This window comes from Spirillospora sp. NPDC047418 (assembly GCF_040643275.1).
GTDB lineage: Bacteria > Actinomycetota > Actinomycetes > Streptosporangiales > Streptosporangiaceae > Spirillospora.
The window spans coordinates 103,410-120,633 of sequence record NZ_JBEYTW010000006.1 but is presented as its reverse complement, the minus strand read 5'-3'; the positions used below and the strand labels follow the sequence as shown (position 1 = coordinate 120,633).

The 17,224-nt window shown below is 74.3% G+C and carries 12 protein-coding genes; 11 read left to right on the top strand and 1 reads right to left on the bottom strand.

Annotation, left to right across the window (positions count from 1 at the left end; genetic code table 11):
• Positions 1-222 precede the first annotated feature (222 nt).
• The 8 genes from ABZ806_RS05765 to ABZ806_RS05730 all read left to right on the top strand — a co-directional run bounded on the left by ABZ806_RS05765 (position 223) and on the right by ABZ806_RS05730 (position 7,932).
• Positions 223-1,857, top strand: coding sequence for a gamma-glutamyltransferase (locus ABZ806_RS05765; protein ID WP_500215671.1), 1,635 nt, complete (start codon positions 223-225; stop codon positions 1,855-1,857).
• Complete coding sequence (locus ABZ806_RS05760) at positions 1,850-2,329, top strand: RidA family protein (RefSeq protein ID WP_500215670.1); 480 nt, start codon at positions 1,850-1,852, stop codon at positions 2,327-2,329. The genes ABZ806_RS05765 and ABZ806_RS05760 overlap by 8 nt, the downstream gene beginning before the upstream one ends.
• Complete coding sequence (locus ABZ806_RS05755; protein ID WP_500215669.1) at positions 2,326-3,768, top strand: aldehyde dehydrogenase family protein; 1,443 nt, start codon at positions 2,326-2,328, stop codon at positions 3,766-3,768. Before ABZ806_RS05760 ends, ABZ806_RS05755 begins: the two co-directional genes overlap by 4 nt.
• 35 nt (positions 3,769-3,803) lie before the next feature.
• Positions 3,804-4,517 carry an iron-containing redox enzyme family protein gene (locus ABZ806_RS05750; RefSeq protein ID WP_500215668.1) on the top strand — a complete coding sequence of 238 codons (714 nt, stop codon included), beginning with the start codon at positions 3,804-3,806 and terminating at the stop codon, positions 4,515-4,517.
• A 68-nt stretch (positions 4,518-4,585) separates the two neighbouring features.
• Positions 4,586-4,930 (top strand): Rieske (2Fe-2S) protein, encoded by a 345-nt coding sequence (locus ABZ806_RS05745; protein WP_500215667.1) that lies wholly within the window; start codon positions 4,586-4,588, stop codon positions 4,928-4,930.
• A gap of 70 nt (positions 4,931-5,000) precedes the next feature.
• Positions 5,001-6,224 carry an NAD(P)/FAD-dependent oxidoreductase gene (locus ABZ806_RS05740; RefSeq protein WP_500215735.1) on the top strand — a complete coding sequence of 408 codons (1,224 nt, stop codon included), beginning with the start codon at positions 5,001-5,003 and terminating at the stop codon, positions 6,222-6,224.
• 3 nt (positions 6,225-6,227) lie between these two features.
• The gene (locus ABZ806_RS05735; RefSeq protein ID WP_500215666.1) at positions 6,228-6,590 is read left to right on the top strand and encodes a Rieske (2Fe-2S) protein; all 363 of its coding nucleotides are present in this window, start codon (positions 6,228-6,230) and stop codon (positions 6,588-6,590) included.
• On the top strand, positions 6,577-7,932 hold the full coding sequence (locus tag ABZ806_RS05730) for an MFS transporter (RefSeq protein WP_500215665.1): 1,356 nt from the start codon (positions 6,577-6,579) through the stop codon (positions 7,930-7,932). The genes ABZ806_RS05735 and ABZ806_RS05730 overlap by 14 nt, the downstream gene beginning before the upstream one ends.
• Here the strand turns inward: ABZ806_RS05730 and ABZ806_RS05725 are convergent.
• The gene (locus tag ABZ806_RS05725) at positions 7,929-9,656 is read right to left on the bottom strand and encodes a PucR family transcriptional regulator (RefSeq protein ID WP_500215664.1); all 1,728 of its coding nucleotides are present in this window, start codon (positions 9,654-9,656) and stop codon (positions 7,929-7,931) included. The two genes, ABZ806_RS05730 and ABZ806_RS05725, sit on opposite strands and share 4 nt — an antisense overlap.
• Before the next feature lie 222 nt (positions 9,657-9,878).
• Here ABZ806_RS05725 and ABZ806_RS05720 point away from each other — a divergent pair, with 222 nt between their 5' ends.
• The 3 genes from ABZ806_RS05720 (at position 9,879) to ABZ806_RS05710 (ending at position 17,110) form a co-directional block, all read left to right on the top strand.
• Complete coding sequence (locus ABZ806_RS05720; protein WP_500215663.1) at positions 9,879-10,322, top strand: GlcG/HbpS family heme-binding protein; 444 nt, start codon at positions 9,879-9,881, stop codon at positions 10,320-10,322.
• Between the two features lie 142 nt (positions 10,323-10,464).
• Complete coding sequence (locus ABZ806_RS05715) at positions 10,465-13,578, top strand: ATP-dependent helicase (protein WP_500215662.1); 3,114 nt, start codon at positions 10,465-10,467, stop codon at positions 13,576-13,578.
• Positions 13,579-13,600: 22 nt separating this feature from the next.
• Positions 13,601-17,110: an ATP-dependent helicase gene (locus tag ABZ806_RS05710; protein ID WP_500215661.1), complete on the top strand. Its 3,510-nt coding sequence runs from the start codon at positions 13,601-13,603 to the stop codon at positions 17,108-17,110.
• Positions 17,111-17,224: the final 114 nt, after the last annotated feature.

Here is a 17,224-nt window from a genome sequence, read left to right as displayed (position 1 = left end):
GAGCGATGGGCGCAACGGTTGCAGAGAATCTGCTCGATTGGCGAGAGGTGAACAATGAGGAACGTGCACACGGCGGGCTTAGTCATTTTGTGCACGATGCCGGGCCCCGGGCCGCTGAAGGCGCGGCGGGCACCGGGTGTGTGCACGGTGCCCAAGGAATCCGCCGGATTCTCGGCACTCGGTCCGTATCGGCGCTGATCTGGCCGCGCCGACACTGGCGGCATGTCAGCAGAGTTCGGACTGCCCGGGCGCGGCCCCGCCGTCGCGTCCGCCACCGGGTCCGCCACCGGGTCCGGCGGCATGGTCGCGTCGAGCCATCCGGCGGTGAGCCTCGCCGGCGCCCGCGTGCTCGCGGACGGCGGGAACGCCGTGGACGCCGCCCTCGCCATGGCCGCCCTGTCGTGGCTCGCGCTGCCCGGCCAGTGCGGGGTCGGCGGCGACGCGTTCGTGCTGCTGCGCCGCCCGGACGGCTCCGTCGCCGCGTTCGGCGGCAGCGGCTTCGGCCCGGACGGCGGCGAGCCCGCCTTCTACCGGGACCGCGGCCTGCGCGCCCTCCCGCTGGAGGGCGCCCTCGCCGTCGCCGCGCCGGGCGCGGTCGCCGCCCTCGCCGCGCTGCACGCCGACTCCGCGTCGCGGGGCCTGCCCGAACTGTGGGCGCCCGCGATCACCGCCGCCGAGGACGGCCTGCCCTGTACCGCCAAGACGCGCGGCGACATCGTCGAACGCCGCGGCGCGCTCGCCCGCGACCCGGGCACGGCCGAGGTCTTCCTGCCCGGCGGCCGCGTCCCGCGCACCGGCGAGCCGATCGTCCAGCGCGCCCTCGGCGCCACGCTGCGCCGGCTGGCCGCCGACCCCGGCGACCTCTACGCGGGCGCCCTCGCCGAACGGTCCGTGGACGCGCTGGTGGACGCGGGCGCGCCGTTCTCGGGCTACGACTGGATGGCGAGCGGCCGCTCGGCCCCGGAACCCGCCCTGACCTGCACCTACCGCGGGGCGACCGTCCATCTGACGCCGCCGCCCACGCCCGGCTGGATGGTCGCGCAGCAGGCCGGCCTCTGCGACGGCGTCCTGGCGGAGCTGCCGTGGCTGTCGGCCGAGGCCGTGCACCGGATGGCGTCCGCCGCCCGCGTGGCGTTCGCCGACCGCCTCGCCGGCTGCGGCGCCGACAGCGACCACTGGCGCACGCTGCTCGCCCCGGACGCGCTGGCGGACGCCCGCGCCCGCCTGGACGCCGGCGAACTCCAGGGCACCGTCGCCTCGCCCGTCCCCGTCGCCGGTGACACCACCTCGATGGTCGCGGTGGACGCCGAGGGACGCGCAGTGAACCTCATCCACTCCCTCGCCTTCACCTTCGGCGCCCGGATCACGGTTCCCGGGACCGGCATCGTCCTGAACAACCGCCTCGGCCGCGGCGCCTACCTGATCGACGGCCACCCGAACGAGGTGCGGCCCCGGCGCCGTCCGCTGCACACGCTGAACGCGTGGCTCGTGACCGGCACCGGCGGGCGCCTTCTCCACGTCGGCAACACCCCGGGCGGGGACGGCCAGGTCCAGTGGAACACCCAGCTCATCTCGCACCTCCTCGACCACGGCCACGACCCCGCGACCGCCGTCGCCGCGCCCCGCTTCACCGTCCACCCCGGCAGCGACGCCGACGTGCTGGGCGGCCCGCCCGGACTGAGCGTCGAGTCCCGCCTCGGCGCCGCGCGGATCGAGGCGCTCCGCGCGTGCGGCCACGACGTGACCGTGCAGGACGCCTGGGGCGGGGGCGGCGGCGCCCAGCTCGTCTCCGTCACCGGCGACGCCCTCCTCGGCGCCTCCGACCCCCGCCAGGACGGGGTGAGCCTCGGTGTCTGACCTGCCCCCGGCCCCGCGCCCCCGGGGCGCCTACGTCCCGGCGGCCGCCGAGCCGCTCCGCGCGGGCGACCTGCTGGTCACCAGCGCCGGCATGACCCCGCGCGTGGACGGCCGGCTGACCGCGACGGGGCTGGTGGGCCGCGACCTGGACGTCCGGCAGGCGGGCGAGGCCGCCGCCCTCGCCGCCCGCAACGCGGTCGCCGCCATCACGGTCGGGGACCTGGGCTGCGTGCGGCGCTGGATGCGGATGACCGTCTACATCGCGTGCGCCGACGGGTTCACCGAGTTGTCCGCGGTGGCGGACGCGGCCTCGGCCGTCCTGGACGGGCTGACGCCGCGCCTCGGGCGTCCCGCCCGCAGCGCCGTCGGCGTCCGCGCCCTGCCCGGCGGCGCCCCGGTCGAGGTCGAGCTCACCGCCATCGCCCGCGACACGAACGCCATCGCCCGCGACATGAACGTGGAGGACGAGTGACCGTGCACAAGGGCCTGAACTTCGCCGGCGGGGAATGGACGCCGGGTTCGTCGGGGGCGACGTTCCGGCGGCACAACCCCGCCGATCCCGGCGACCTCGTCGGAGAGTTCCCCGAGTCGTCGGCCGGCGATGTGGCAGCGGCCGTTTCCGGGGCCGTCGAAGGGGCCGCCCTGTGGGGCGCCGCGCCCGCCGAGAAGCGGGCCGACGTGCTGGAGGCGGCGGCGCGGTGGCTTGAGGAGCGGGCGGACGATCTGGTCGTCGAATTGGTGCGCGAGGAGGGGAAGACGCGCGCCGAGGCGGCGATGGAGATCTCCCGGACGCCCCGGAACCTGCGGTTCTACGCGGCCGAGGCGCACCGGATCGAAGGGCGGAGCTACCCCGCCGCCGACGGCGGCATCGTCTACACGCGGCGCGAGCCGGTCGGTGTCGTCGGGGCCATCACGCCGTGGAACTTCCCGCTGAACATCCCGTCCAGGAAGATCGGGCCCGCGCTGGCGGCGGGCAACGCGGTGGTGTTCAAGCCGAGCCCGGTGACGCCCCTGCTGGCGCAGCGGCTCGTCGAGGCGCTGCTGGCGGGCGGGCTCCCGCCGCAGGCCATCGCGCTGGTACACGGCGGCGCCGGGGCCGGTGCGGCGCTCGCCGCCGACGAGCGGGTCGGGGCCGTGACGTTCACCGGCTCCACCGCGGCCGGCCGCGCCGTCCACGCGGCGATGGGGCCGTCGCGGCGCTGCCAGCTGGAGATGGGCGGCAAGAACCCGGTGGTGGTCCTGGAGGACGCCGACCTGGAACGCGCCGCGCAGATCATCGCCAAGGGCGCGTTCGGGCTGTCCGGGCAGGCGTGCACGGGGACGAGCCGCGTCATCGCGCACGACGCCGTCCACGACGAGCTGCTCGAACGCGTGGCCCGCGCGGCGGACGCGAGGACGGTCGGGAACGGGCTGGAGGCAGGCGTCGACATGGGGCCGCTCGCCGCCGGCTTCCAGCTGGAGAAGTTCCTCGACTACGTGCGGATCGGCGAGGAGGAGGGCGCCGAGCTCGTCACCGGCGGGCGGCGCCTGGAGGGCGGCGGCTACTTCGTGCGGCCGGCGGTCTTCGACGGCGTCACCCCGCGGATGCGGATCGCGCGGGAGGAGATCTTCGGGCCGGTGCTCGCGTTCCAGCGCGCGTCCGGGCTCGGCGAGGCGATCGAACTGGCGAACGCGACCGAGTACGGGCTGTCCGCCGGGATCGTCACCCGCGACCTGGACCGGGCGCTGGAGTTCGCGCGCCGGTCCGAGAGCGGGCTCGTCAAGGTCAACCAGCCGACGTCCGGAATGGCGATGACCGTACCGTTCGGCGGGCTCGGGCAATCGAGCACGCAGACGTTCAAGGAGCAGGCCGGACCTTCGATGATGCTCTTCTACACGCAGGAGAAGAGCGTCTACATCTCACCCCGGTAATGGACCCGAGAAAGGGCCCGGAAGGAGTAAGGGAAATGGCAGAGCTGCTGTCCAAGGACGCGTTCCGTGCCGAGCTGCAGAACGCCATGAAGGGGCGTGAGGCGAAGGACGCCTCGTTCAGCCAGGCGTGGGCCGACGGCCAGTTGAAGCGGGAGCACTTCGCCCGCTGGGCGGAGAACCACTACCACTACGTGGGCCCGTTCGCCGACTACCTCGCCTACGTCTACGCCAACACGCCGGACGAGTTCACCGGCGCGAAGGACTTCACGCTCCAGAACATGTACGAGGAGGAACTCGCCGACATCCGGCACACGGACCTGCTCATCCGGTTCGCCGAGGCGTGCGGCACCACCCGGGAGCGGGTCGAGGACCCGTCCAACATGAACGCCATCACCCGCGGCCTCCAGGCCTGGTGCTACGCGGTCTCGATGCGCGAGCACTTCGTCGTCGCGACGGCGGCGCTCGTCGTCGGCCTGGAGTCGCAGGTCCCGAGCATCTACAAGAAGCAGATCGTGCCGCTGCGCGAGAGCTACGGATTCACCGAGGACGAGATCGAGTTCTTCGACCTGCACATCACCTCGGACGTGGTGCACGGCGAGCGCGGCTACCAGATCGTCCTCGACCACGCCGACACCCCGGAGCTGCAGCAGCGCTGCCTGCGGATGTGCCGGTGGGGCGCGGAGATGCGGTTCTCCTACACGCAGGGCCTCTACGACTCCTACGTGAAGCCCGACCTGGTCGGCGCCTGATCCGATTCCGGCCGGCGGGGCGGGCGCGCCCCGTCCCGCCGCCGGACCGCATGTGAGGAGGGACGCCCGTGGACCAGCAGACGGGCGAGTGGGTGGCGGCGGCGACGCTCGCGGAGGTGCGCCGGCGCAAACGTCTCGCCGTGACCGTGGAGGGACGGCAGATCGCGCTGTTCCTCGTCGGGGACGACGTGTACGCGCTGGCCGACGTGTGCATCCACAAGCAGCGGTCGCTGTCGAAGGGGGTCGTGCTCAACGGGCGGGTGATCTGCCCCGGGCACCAGTGGGTGTTCGACCCGGCGACCGGCCGGGTCGAGGACCGCGACGAGTGCCAGCCGAGCCACGCGGTGCGCGTCGACGGGGACGTCGTCTACGTCGACCCGAGGCCCCGCGTCCTGTCCGGGGAGCAGCCATGAGCAGGCAGGCAGCCGTGAGCAGGGGAGCAGCCGTGAGCAGGCAGGCAGCCGTGAGCGAGGAGAGGCCGTGATGGAATCGGTTGTGGTGGCGGGGGCGGGGCAGACCGCCGCCGTCGCGGCCCGGACGCTGCGCCGCCGCGGCTTCGGCGGCCGGGTCACGCTGGTCGGCGCCGAGCACGACGCGCCCTACCAGCGTCCGCCGCTGTCGAAGGAGTACCTGGCGGGGGAGCAGGACCGCGACGAGCTGTGCGTGCTCACCCCGGACTGGTGCGCGGCGAACGACGTGGAGCTCCGGCTCGGCACCGAGGTCACGGCGATCCGCCCGGCCGAGCGGTCGCTCGAACTGGCGGACGGGTCGGCGCTGCGCGGCGACGCGGTGCTCATCGCGACCGGCGGGCGCCCCCGCCGGCTGCCCGGTGTGGACGGCGACCGCGTCCGGTACCTGCGGACGGTCGCCGACGCCGACCGGCTCCGCGCCGAGCTGCGGCCGGGCACCCGGCTCGTGGTGATCGGCGCCGGGTTCATCGGCTGCGAGGTCGCCTCGACGGCGCTCGACCTCGGCGCGCACGTCACGATCGTCGAGCAGGCGGCGCGGCCGTTCGGGCACGTCCTCGGTGACCTGATGGGCGACGTGATGGCGGCGATGCTCCGCACGAGCGGCGCCGACCTGCGCACCGGCGAGAAGGTCGAGCGCTACGAGGAGACCCCGTCGGCGGGCATCGTCACCACCAGCGGCGGGACGTCCCTGGAGGCGGACGTGGTCGTCGTCGGCGCCGGAATGGTCCCGAACGTCGAGCCCGTCACCGGAGCCGGCATCGAGACCGCCGGCGGCGTCCCCGTCGACGAGTACTGCCGGACGGGCCTGGACGGCGTCTACGCGGCCGGCGACGTGGCCTGCCAGTGGCGCCCGGCGCTGGGCCGGCACGTCCGCGCCGAGCACTTCGACAACGCCAGCACGCAGGGCATGGCGGCGGCGAAGAACATGCTCGGCGGCAGGTCCCCGCACACCGCGCCGCCGTGGTTCTGGTCGGACCAGTTCGGCCATGCCGTCCAGCACGCGGGCTTCGGCGACGGCGCCGACCGCCTCGTCGTCCGGGGCCGCGTCGAGGACTTCGACTTCATCGCCTTCTACCTCGCGGGCGGCGTGCTGCGCGGCGCGTTCACCATCGACCGCGGCGCCGACCTGGCGGTCGCGCGGCAGCTCATCGCCTGCGACGCCGTCCTGGACCCCGACGTCCTGCGCGACGAGGACGCCGACCTCACCGACCTGTTCGACCGCCTCACCGGGGAGTGACCGATGGAGTACCAGCGCGTGGCCCGCTCGGGCCAGGTGCCCGAGGGCGTCGTCCGCCGCTTCTTCGTGGGCGAGGCCGAGGTGGCCGTCGCCCGCTGGGACGGCGAGGTGCACGCCATGTCCAACTACTGCACGCACCTCGACTGCCTGCTGTCGTCCGGCCGGGCCACCGAGGACGGGCTGCTGTGCTCCTGCCACGGCAGCGTGTTCGACTTCGCGACCGGCGAACCGATCACCCCGCCCGCCACCAAGCCGATCAAGGTGTATCCGGCGAAGGAGGAGGACGGGCAGATCTACGTGCGCCTCCCCCCGGAGGACGCCGCGGACGCCGGGCCCCGGCGGCGGAGGCCCGTTGGGCGAGCCTGACCCGCCGCCGCGCGGGGCCGGGCGGGGCCCGTGGGCGGCGCTCGTCCCGCTGCTGCTCGGCACGTTCACCGGGACCGTCGCCAACACGATCGTCAACGTCCCGCTGACCCTGATCCTGCGGGACCTGGACGCCTCGATCTCCGCCGGGACCCTGATCGTCATCGGGTTCGCGCTCCCGTTCGCCGTCCTGCTGCCGGTGTCGGGGTGGCTCGGCGACCGCTGCGGCCCGCGCCGGGTGTTCGTCGCGGCGATGCTGCTGCTCGCGCTCGCCTCGGCGGGCGCCGGACTCGCCGGCGACCTCGCCACCCTCGTCGCGATGCGCGCGGTGCAGGGCGTCGCGACCGCCGCGATGCTGCCCGCCGTCATGGCGCTGATCGCGCGGCTGTTCGGCGGCGGGCGGCGCGGCCGGGCGCTCGGGCTGTGGGCGGCGGCCAACGGCGTCGGCCAGGCCGCCGGGCCCACGCTCGGCGGCGGCCTGGCCACCTGGTTCGGCTGGCACGCGGTGTTCTGGCCGGTCGTGCCGCTGGGCGTCGCCGCCGCCGCGCTGGCCGTCCGGCTGGTCCCGGCCGGGCGCCCGCGGCACGTCCCGCTCGACTGGCGCGGCGCCGCCCTGCTCACGATCGCCGCCGGGCTCGGTCTCGGCGCCACGTCCGCCGCCGCGACCCTCGGCGCGACGTCACCGGTCGTCTGGGCCGGCTCCCTCGCGGGACTCCTCGCCGCCGCGGCCTATGTCGCGTCCGCGCGCGGGCGCCCGGACGCGTTCCTCCCGCCGCGGCTCCTGCTGGAGGCCCGCTACCTGCGCTCCTGCCTCAGCGCCTTCGCGCAGATGTTCTGCCTGGGCGCCACGCTGCTCGCCGTCCCCGTCTACCTCACCACCGAACGGCACACCGGCGCCCTGTACGCGGGGATGGTCCTGCTGAGCCTGCCCGTCATGATGGCGGTGCTGGGGCCGGTCACCGGCGTCCTCATGGAACGGCTGTCCCCGCGCGCCGTGCTGCGCGGCGGCCTCGTCCTCCTCATCGCCGGGCAGGTGCTCGTCGCCGCCGTCCTCGCCGCGTCCGGGACGGTGCCGTGGCTGCTCGCCGCGCTCGCCCTGACCGGCGCCGGCGTGGCGTTCGTGCAGACGCCCGCCGCGACCGGCGCCACCCGCTCCGGCGCCGGACGCCGCGGCGCCGGCCTCGGCCTGTTCAACCTGCTCCGCTTCGGCGGCTCCGCGCTCGGCGCCGCCTGGGTCGGCGCCGTCCTCGACCAGGCCCCCGCCTTCGGCGTCGTGTTCGCCGTCTGCGCCGCGACGGCCGCCCTCGGCCTCCTGTCCTCCTTCGCCGGCCCCGACCCCGCCTAGCCGGCGGGGGCCGGGGGAGCCATCTCGTCGGCGAGCGCGCCGGTCACCGCCGTCAGCTTGTCGATGTGGTGCGCGAGCCAGAACGTGAACTGGGCGTCCGCCGACCGGATGTCCATGCGCAGGGCGCGGGACGCCCGGTCCAGCTTGTACAGCATCGTGTTGCGGTGCAGGCCGAGGTCGCGGGCCGCCGCGTTCAGGTTCCCCGACGTCCTGATGTAGGCGAGCACGATCCGCTCCAGGTCGCCGCCGTTCGCGCGGCGCAGCGGGGCGAGGGTCTCGCGGGCGAACGAGCGGGCCTCCGCGCTGTCGGCGACGTCCTTCAGCGCCGCGAACACGCGCAGGTCGTCGTACCCGCAGACGGGGTCGGCGGCGGCGTGCCGGGCGAGGCCCATCGTCAGCCGCGCCTCGTGGTACCCGGCCGCGACACCGGCGGCGCCCTGCCCCGGGCGGCCGTGCGCGACCCGCAGGTCGTCGCCCAGCTGGGGCAGCAGCGCCCGGTGCAGCCGCTCGGCGAACCGGGCCGCCTCCCCGCGCTGCCTGATCGGGTCGTAGCGCGCCGTGACCTGCTGGATCACCACGATCGTCGAGCTGATCGCGGCGGTCAGCGCGCAGCCGCCCGGCTCCAGGTCCTGCGCGGTGCGGGTCGCGGTCACCGTCCGGCGCAGGTAGTCGCGGCCGACCGGCAGCAGCGACGCCGCCGCCACCACGTGCACGGCGAAGTGCCCGTCCACGTCGAAGCCGTGGTGCCGGGCCCGCGCCCCGAGCTCGTAGGAGTCGGCGAACCGGCCGTGCACGAGCGCCTCCACGAAGTCGCCGCGGGCCCGCTCCTCCGCCGCGCGCACCGACCGCTGCCGCAGCATCTCCGAGCCGACCAGCGTCGCGCCGTGCTCGGCGACGATCCGGTGCTGCGCCAGGTCGTGCGGATCGGGCGGGCTGGATCGCTCCACCAGCACCATCCGCCCGAACATCTGCCCGCCCACCAGCACCGGCGTGACCAGCGCGTACACCGGCGGCGCGTCCGGGACGAGGCGCACCCGCACCTCCGCCGCGTGCGTGCTGCCGTCGGTGAACTCGGGATCGTCCGCGGGGCGGGCGAGGTCGCCGGGGAGCGCGAACAGCAGCGCGTCCGGGTCGGGCGGCGCGGCGTCCGGCGCCTCCTCCCAGGCCAGGCGCTCGCCGTCGGCGTCGCAGATCAGCACGCTGCACCGGGACAGCCCGACCACCGCCCGCGCCATCGCCGGCACGCCCGGCCCGCGCGCGAGGACCTCGGCGAGCATCCGGTGCACCCGCGTCCCGTACTCCAGGATGTGCGCGGACTGCGCCAGGGCCTTCTGCCCGATGAGCCGGCTCACCGCCCGGTAGTCGGCCTCCGCCGGCAGCGCCAGCAGCGGGAGGCCGGCGGCGTCGGCGGCGTGCGCGGCCGCCACCAGGTCGGACTCGACGCCGGGCGGGCGCCACGCCAGCAGCGCGGCGGCGTCCCGGCGGGCGAGGTCGGCGATCAGCGCGGCGGCCTCGTCCGCGACGGCCAGCGCGGTCACCGGGAGGTGGACGGCGACCCCGGCGAGGTCGGCGTCCCGCTCGTCGCCGTAGCGGCGGGTCTCCGACAGCGGGAGGCACCAGCCGACGCCGCGCCGGAGCCCGTCGCGCCCGGCGAGCAGGGTGCCGCGCAGCAGCGGCTCGGCCAGCAGGGTACCGACCGGCACCTGGCCGTCGGTGGTCGTCACGATCGCAGGGTGATGTGCCATGTGCCCACATCCCGTCGGGTTCGTTCGGCAGAGTGTACATAGCCTCGACGGACGTGGTCCTCCGAGACTGACGGGAGTGGAGGAGTTCGTGGCGGACGGCGCGGAATCGGAAAAACCGTCTGTCACATCCTGCTTGACCATTCCGAATACGGCAATACCCCCCACATTTCGACTGGGGGGCGGCGCCCGACTGGAGGCCCCGTGCACACCGTCCACCGGCTCACCCTGGAAGACGCCCTCGTCATGCTCACCGCGGCCGAGGAGGAGGCGCGCCGGATCGGCGTCAGGCAGACGATCTGCATCGCCGACGACGGCGCCCACCCGATCGCGCTGCACCGCATGACGGGCGCCCGCCTCACCGGAGTCGAGATCGCCATCGCCAAGGCGTTCACCGCCGCCGGCCACCAGCGCGACACCCACAAGTTCAACGAGCCGCCGAACGGCCCCGCCCTGCCCGGCAACGAGGCGTTCGGCATCAACCAGACCCACCCCGGCAAGTTCGCGATCTTCGTGGGCGGCTTCCCGATCGTCCACGAGGGCGAGGTCGTCGGCGCCGTCGGCGTCAGCGGCGGCAACGGCGAGCAGGACAAGTCCGTGGGCGCGGCGGCCCTGCGCGCCTTCAAGGAGAAGGTCGCCACAGCCTGAGCGACCGGTGTGGGTTTTCTCCTGGGCGACATGCGTGCGTTGTGGTCAGAACCGTCCCGGTGATCTGTTCCAATGAACTGTTGTGCCCTCTGGTTCCTACCGTCTCGTGCGCCGCGCCGGTCCCGCGCGGAGCGTCCCGCCCGTGCTCGACGAGCAGCAGCGGCGGGTCGTCGAGCACGCCGGCGGGCCGCTGCTCGTGCTGGCGGGGCCGGGCACCGGGAAGACCACGACGATCGTCGAGGCGGTCGTCGACCGCATCGAGAACCGGGGCGTCGACCCGGAGCGCGTGCTCGTCCTGACGTTCAGCCGGAAGGCGGCCGGGGAACTGCGGGAGCGGATCACCGGGCGCCTCCACCGGACGACGCGCACGCCCCTGGCGCTCACCTTCCACAGCTACGCGTACGCGCTGATCCGGCGGGACGCCGTGCTGAACGAAGAGCCCGCCCCGCGCTTGCTGTCCGGGCCGGAGCAGCTCCTGGAAGTGCGGCGGCTGCTGGAGGGCGAGCTGGCCGACGGCGCGCGCGACTGGCCGGAGCGCCTGCGCGCCGCGCTGGCGACGCGCGGGTTCGCCGAAGAGCTGCGCGACTTCACCTTGCGCGCCGTCGAGCGCCAGTACGTCCCCGAAGACCTCGTCGTGCTGGGACGCATGCGGGGGCGCGACGACTGGCCCGCCATCGGCGGGTTCATGGACCGGTACGTCGACCGCTTCCTTCTCGACCCCGTGCCCACCTACGACTACGGCGAGCTGATCCGCATGGCCGCGACCATGCTCGCGGAGGAAGAGGTGCGGATCCGGGAGCGGGACGCCTACGACGTGGTGTTCGTCGACGAGTACCAGGACACCGACCCCGCGCAAGAGGCCCTCCTGCACTACCTGGCGGGGGAGGGACGTGACCTCGTGGTGGTCGGTGACCCCGACCAGTCGATCTATGGGTTCCGTGGCGCCGACGTCAGGGGGATCCAGGAGTTCCCCAACCGCTTCCTCACGCTGGACGGCGAGCCCGCGCCCGTGGTGGCGCTGCGGACGTGCCGCCGGATGGGGCCGGAGATCCTGGCGGCGTCGCGCCGTATCGCGCGGAGGTTGCCCGCCGGGTCGGCGGGGGCCGCCGAGCACCGGGCGCTGCATCCCGTGGAGGAACTCGACGACGGTGAAGTGCGCGCCGTCATCGCCGACTCCGAGAGCCAGGAATCGGCTCTGGTGGCCGACGAACTGCGTCGCGCCCATCTGCTGGACGGCGTGCCGTGGTCGCGTATGGCCGTCCTGGTGCGGAGCGCCGTGCGGCAGGTCCCGGTGCTCCGGCGTGCGCTCGCCCAGGCCGGTGTGCCGGTGGTCGTCGCGGGTGACGAGGTTCCGCTGATGGGCGAGCCCGCCGTCCGGCCGTTCCTGGTCCTGCTGCGGGCAGCGCTGAAGAAGGGCTTCCTGGACGAGGAGGTCGCGGAAGACCTGCTGACGGGGTCGCTGGGCGGTGCCGACGCGCTGGCCATGCGGCGGCTCAAGCGGGCCCTGCGCGACCTGGAGGAACTGTCCGGCGGGGACCGTCCGCTGGGGGAGCTCCTGATCGCGGCGGTCAACGACCCCCGCGAGCTGATTCTCGTCCACGAGAAGGTGCGGGCGCCCGCTGAACGGGTCGCGCATCTGATCGACGTGGCACGGCGGTCCGTGCACGACGGCGGTACCGCCGAGGACGTGCTGTGGGCCGTATGGCAGGAGAGCGGGCAGGCCGACGTCCTGCTGGAGCAGAGCGTCAAGGGCGGCACGCGCGGTGCGGCCGCCGACCGCGACCTCGACGCCGTCGTGGCGCTGTTCGACCATGCGGCACGGTTCGTCGACCGGCTTCCCCAGGCGGGACCGGAGCTGTTCGTCGACAACATCGCGTCCCAGGAGATCGCCGGCGACACCCTGGCCGAGCAGGCGCCGGAGGGCGAGGCCGTCCGGATCCTCACCGCGCACCGCTCCAAGGGACTGGAGTGGGACGTGGTCGTCGTCGCCGGCGTCCAGGAGGGCGTCTGGCCCGACGTCCGCCTGCGGGGGTCGCTGCTGGGCGTCGAGGAACTGATCGAGCATGCCGCCGGGGCGGAGCCGGACGGCGAAGCCGCGGCCGGCGCCTCCATGGCCGCCAAGATGCTGGACGAGGAACGGCGCCTCTTCTACGTCGCGGTGACGCGCGCGCGCAAGCGCCTCGTCGTGACGGCCGTCGGCGGCGACGACACCGAAGAACGGCCGTCGCGGTTCCTGAACGAGCTGCTCCCAGGCGCCATCGAACAGTCGCAACTGGACGAGAAGACCCGGTGGCTTTCGCTGTCCGCGCTCGTCGCCGACCTGCGTTCGGTGGTCGCCGACCCGTCCCGTCCCGAACCGCTGAGGCGCGCCGCCGCCGGGCACCTGGCCCGGCTCGCGCGCGCGGGCGTGCGAGGCGCGCGACCGGAGAACTGGTACGCCATCACCGCGCTGTCCGACTCCGGGCCCGCGTTCACCGACGACGAGCAGATCACCATCTCCCCGTCCCAGGTCGAGGCGTTCACCACCTGCGGGCTGCGCTGGCTGCTCGCCTCCGCCGTCGGCGCGCAGGAGGGCGGGCCCAACGAGTACAGCACGATGGGCAAGGTCATCCACGCGGTCGCCGAGATGGTCGGCGCCGACGACGGCATCGACGAGGTGCACGTCGCCGAGCGGCTCGACGAGATCTGGAACGACCTGGAGTTCCGCAGCTCCTGGTATTCCGAGAAGCAGCGCGAGCAGGCGGGCACGATGGTCGACAAGTTCCTCGCCTGGCATCGCGACAACCCCAACGAGGTCGTCGCGCTGGAGGAGTCCTTCAAGGTCGACCTCGGGCGCGTCGTCATCAAGGGCCGCATCGACCGCGCCGAGCGCGACGAGCAGGGCCGCGCCGTCATCATCGACATCAAGACCTCCACCACGGCCGTCCCCAAGGACGACCTCGCCCGGCACCCGCAGCTCGGCGTCTACCAGTACGCGGTGATGCTCGGCGCGTTCGAGCGGCACGGGCTCATCGAACCCGGCGGGGCCAAGCTCATCCAGGTCGGCAAGGCCGCGTTCACCGCGAAGGCGCGCGAGCAGGAGCAGCCGCCGCCCGCCGAGGACGCCGACCCCGAATGGCCGAAGAAGCTCATCGAGATCGTCGCCACGGGGATGGCGAGCGACGTCTTCCAGGCGCGCGCGAACGACAAGTGTCGCACCTGTCCCGTACGCTCCTGCTGCCCCGTCCATGACGAGGGCGGGCAGGTCGGAGACTGACTCATAGCTCGGGGGGAGCGAGGTGATCACGCCGGGAGAGCTGGCCCGGCTGCTGGAGATCCCGGCGCCTACGGAGGAGCAGGCGCGGGTGATCGAGGCGCCGATGGCGCCGATGGCGGTGATCGCGGGCGCCGGGTCCGGGAAGAGCGAGACGATGGCCGCACGGGTGGTGTGGCTGGTCGCGAACGGCTTCGTCCGGCCGGAACGCGTCCTCGGGCTGACGTTCACCCGCAAGGCCGCCGCCGAGCTCGGCGTGCGCGTGCGCAAACGGCTCGACAAGCTCCGCGAGGTCCTGCCGGGGGACGAGCTCGAACGGCTCGGCGGCGAGGCCCTGTTCGACGGCGAGCCGATGGTGTCGACGTACCACTCGTACGCGGCGCGGCTTTTCGGCGACCACGCCTTGCGCGAGGCCCTCGAACCCACCATGCGGCTCATCTCACCGGCCGTCGCCTGGCAGATCTGCTCGCGCGTGGTCGACGCCTACAACGGGCCCATGGACCGCATCGACTGGCAGCCCGACACCGTCACCAAGGCCGTCATGGAGCTCTCCGGTGACCTGGCCGAGCATCTGCGGACCGCCGAGGACGTCCGCAAGGTCGGCGGCTGGCTGGACGAGCGGTTCGCCGTGGTGAGGAAGCCGCTCAAGGCGCAGCGCGACATCCTCGCCAAGCACGCCGTCCGCGAGCAGCTCATGCCGCTGATCGACGCGTACGCGCGCGCCAAGGCCGACCGGGAGGTCATCGACCACGGCGACCAGATGGCGCTCTCCGCGCGGATCGCCTCCAGGCATCCCGAGGTCGGGCTGATCGAGCGGTCCCGGTTCTCCGTCGTCCTGCTGGACGAGTACCAGGACACCTCGCAGGCGCAGCTCGTCCTGCTGCGGTCGCTGTTCACCGGCGGGCACCCCGTGACGGCGGTCGGCGACCCGTGCCAGTCGATCTACGGCTGGCGCGGCGCGAGCGCCGGGAACCTGCTGCGGTTCGCCTACGACTTCCCGCTCCAGCCCGGCGTGAACGGAGGCCGGCCTGTGCCGGCGCCCGTCGTCCAGCTGAGCCGGTCGTTCCGGAACGGCGAGCAGATCCTCGAGGCGGCGGCCAAGGTGCAGGAGGAGCTGCGCGCCGAGACGAAGGCCGTGCCGCGCCTCATCCCGGGCGCCGGACGCGAAGGGCGCGGACGTGTCGAATGCGCCCTCTTCCCCACCGTCGAGGACGAAGCCGACCGCATCGCCGCGCGCCTCGCCGGGCTCATGGCCGCCGACCCCGAGACCGCGCCCGACGGCGGCCCGCAGGCCGAACCGCTCCAGTACTCCGACATCGCCGTCCTCGCCCGGAAGCGGTCGCAGTTCCCGCTGATCAGGCGCGCCCTGGAGGCGCGCGGCATCCCGGTCGAGGTGGTCGGGCTCGGCGGGCTCCTCACCGTCCCCGAGGTGCAGGACGTCGTCGCGACCCTACGCGTCATGCACGATCCGACCGCCGGCGCGTCCCTCGCCCGGCTGCTCACCGGCCCGCGCTGGCGCCTCGGCCCCCGCGACCTCGTCGCCCTCGGCCGCCGCGCCCGCACCCTGGCCCAGGACTCCGCCCGCGACATCACCCCACCGGAACGCCCAGGGCCGCCTTCGGACGAACCCCCGGCCGACGGCCCACTCCCCGAGGAACCGACCGCCACCCCGCCACCACCGGGCGCCGCGCCGCCGGACGGAGCTGTGCTGACGGGCGGGGGCGTGTCTGCGGACGGGGCGGAGCTGACGGGCGGGGGCGTGTCTGCGGACGGGGGCGTGTCTGCGGACGGGGCGGCCGTTGATGATCCGCTCCGGCAACTCGTCGGGGAGTTGAACCAGGAGACCGGGAGCCTGGTCGACGCGCTCGACGACCTCGGGGCGGCCGAGGCGTACTCGCCGGAGGGGTACGGGCGGCTGCGGCGCCTCCGCGACGAGCTGCGCGGCCTGCGGAGCCAGGTCGGGCTGCCGCTGCCCGACCTGGTCAACGAGGTCGAGCGGGCGCTCGGCCTCGACATCGAGGTCGCGGCGCGGTCCGGGCTCGACCCCGTCACCGCCCGCGCCGACCTCGACGCGTTCATCGACGCCGCCGCCACGTTCGCGGGCGACGCCGAGGACGCTACGCTCGGCGCGTTCCTCGCCTACCTGAAGGCCGCCGAGACCGAGGAGTTCGGGCTGGAGGCCGGACGGGTCGGGGAGACCAACAGCGTCAAGCTCCTCACCGTCCACGCGTCCAAGGGCCTGGAATGGTCCGTCGTCGTCGTGCCGGGCCTGTCGCATGCGCCGCAGAAGAACGGCGGCCCCGCCAAGGGGTCGATCTTCCCGTCGCCGCCGCAGAACGCCACCCGCTGGACGGCGAACCCGCGCGTCCTGCCGTTCATGCTGCGCGGCGACCGCGCCGACCTGCCCCCGCTGACCGGGCTGGAGAAGGACGACCTCGCCGCGTTCGACCAGGCGTGCGCCGAGCGCGACCTGCGGGAGGAGCGGCGGCTCGCCTACGTCGCGGTCACCCGGGCGTCCAGCCTGCTCATCACGACCGGGTACTGGTGGGGGTCGTCGGGGCGCCCGCTCGGGCCGTCGCCGTTCCTGGAGGAGGTGCGCGCGATCTGCGTCGCGGGCGCCGGGTCGGTCGCCGTGTGGACCGACCCGCCGGAGGAGGGCGCCGCGAACCCGCTGCTCGCCGACCCCGAGGAGGCGCAGTGGCCCGCCGCGCCCGGCGAGCGCGGCCAGTCCGACCTCACCGCCCGCCAACGGTACGAGGCGGTCGTCGAGGGCGCCCGCATGGTCGAGGACGAGATGGCCGGCCGGACGCGGCACTGGGCCGGCGACACCGGGCTGTCCGACTCCGACCGGGGCCGGATGACCGCGTGGGCGCGCGACGTCGAACTGCTGCTCGCCGAACGCGACCGGGGCCGCGGCGGGGACGGCCTGCTCGTCGAACTGCCCGCGCACCTGTCGGTGTCGTCGCTGGTGTCGCTCGCGCGCGACCCGGCGGCGCTGGCCCGGCAGATCCGGCGACCCATGCCGCGCCCGCCCGCCCCCTACGCGCGGCGCGGCACCGCGTTCCACGCCTGGCTGGAGAGCCGCTGGGGCCAGCAGCGCCTGCTGGACCCGGACGAGCTGCCCGGCGCCGCCGACGAGGGCGCCGTCGACGACTCCCATCTCGAACGGCTGCGGTCGCGGTTCGAGGCATCGGAATGGGCGTCCCGGGAACCGCTCGACATCGAGGTGCCGTTCGAGACGATCATCGGCGACCGGCTGGTCCGCGGCCGGATGGACGCCGTCTTCCGGTCGCCGGGCGGCGGATACGAGGTCGTCGACTGGAAGACGGGTTCGCCGCCGTCCGGGGACGAGGCGCGGTTCGTGTCCGTGCAGCTGGCCGCGTACCGGCTGGCGTGGGCCGAGCTGACCGGGGTGGACGTATCGCAGGTCAGCGCGGCCTTTCACTACGTGAGCGCCAACGTGACCGTCCGCCCCGCGGACCTGCTCGACGCCACCGGGCTGGCCGCCCTGCTCGACGGCGTCCCCGCGGTGTGACCGACCCACCGGGCGGGGGCCGGGCCCGCCGCGCTCCTTGACAGCACTTCCGTGGTGTGATTTGTACCGGTAACGGCGTGATGAGTCTCACCTACCCCTGTTCACCGTTCGTGC